Source organism: Moorena sp. SIO1G6 (assembly GCF_010672795.1).
GTDB lineage: Bacteria > Cyanobacteriota > Cyanobacteriia > Cyanobacteriales > Coleofasciculaceae > Moorena > Moorena producens.
Window position 1 is genome coordinate 1 of record NZ_JAAHFZ010000202.1, and the last position, 1,056, is coordinate 1,056.

The following is a 1,056-nucleotide window of genomic DNA, read 5'->3' on the forward strand; positions in this document are numbered from 1 at the left end:
TCTCACGGCAAAGTCCAGATTTGTACCGTGACGACCTCTCGACAACGATGGTAAAACGAATTCTGTGTAAAATCTTGGCTCATGTGTAGAAAAGGTGCAAAGGTTGTATGATGAAGTGAATGGAATTCGAAATAAGAACCCTACTGTCACGAGATGAATGTGAAAATTGGCTGCGTGAAAACCTTCATGGAGGGGCACTGAATTGCCCCAGGTGCGGAAGAGGGGAAGCAGAATCCCGCTACTTCCGCACAACTCGCCGAAGCGAGTTAGAGGTAAGACGTTGCCACCATTGTCATAGCATCTATAATCTGTATAGCGGAACAGTCTTTGAAGGGCATCACCTCAATCCAGAACAAGCAGTATTGCTGCTCCGGGGCATCACAAAAGGCGATATTGAGAAAAGCGGTGGATTCAGATGAGCCGCCAGTCTACAAGAAACGTGAAAAGCAAGCGGCTCCGGTATTGGGCCCCTACAAAGAACGGATCCAAGAGCTGCTGGAAGCGAGCAAAAAGCTACCGAGAAAACAGAGATATACGTCATCAAAGATCTACGAGCTGATAAAGGCCGAAGGGTATGTTGGAGCCGAATCAACAGTGCGTCACCACATCAGCCAAGTACGAAAGCGAGAGAATCGCCCCAAGTTCTACCTGCCATTGAGCTATGAAGCGGGAGAAGATGGTCAGGTCGACTGGGGCGAAGGGTCCGTGATACTGGATGGAAAGCGTGTCAAAGTACAATTGTTGGTGACGCGGTTGAGCTATTCGCGACGCATGTTCGTCCGAGCCTATCCAAGCATGAAACAGGAGTGCTTCTTCGAAGGCCAAGCCAAGGCCTTTGAGTTTTTCGGCGGCGTACCCAAGCGCATGACCTATGACAACCTGAAGAGTGCAGTCCACAAAGTACTCTGTGGCAAAAATCGGGTTGAGCAGGAGAGCTTTCTGAAGTTTCGTGGCTACTACTTGTATGAGAGCCACTACTGTTCACCCGGTGCTGGTCATGAAAAAGGAATCGTCGAAAGCGGTGTCGGCTATGTGCAGCGGAAGTATCTGTCCCCA

Annotated in this window: 2 protein-coding genes; both read left to right on the forward strand. The window is 49.7% G+C overall.

Going from position 1 to position 1,056, the window contains the following annotated elements:
- Nucleotides 1-119 precede the first annotated feature (119 nt).
- The gene (locus F6K63_RS37015; RefSeq protein ID WP_287315032.1) at nucleotides 120-419 is read left to right on the forward strand and encodes a zf-TFIIB domain-containing protein; all 300 of its coding nucleotides are present in this window, start codon (nucleotides 120-122) and stop codon (nucleotides 417-419) included.
- The coding region (gene istA / locus F6K63_RS37020; RefSeq protein ID WP_287315033.1) for an IS21 family transposase at nucleotides 406-1,056 on the forward strand (651 nt) is incomplete at its 3' end. The genes F6K63_RS37015 and istA, both read left to right, overlap by 14 nt.

Coding starts and splice junctions, on each gene's coding strand:
- F6K63_RS37015 (WP_287315032.1), top strand. CDS start 120: ATGGAATTCGAAATAAGAACCCTACTGTCACGAGATGAATGTGAAAAT.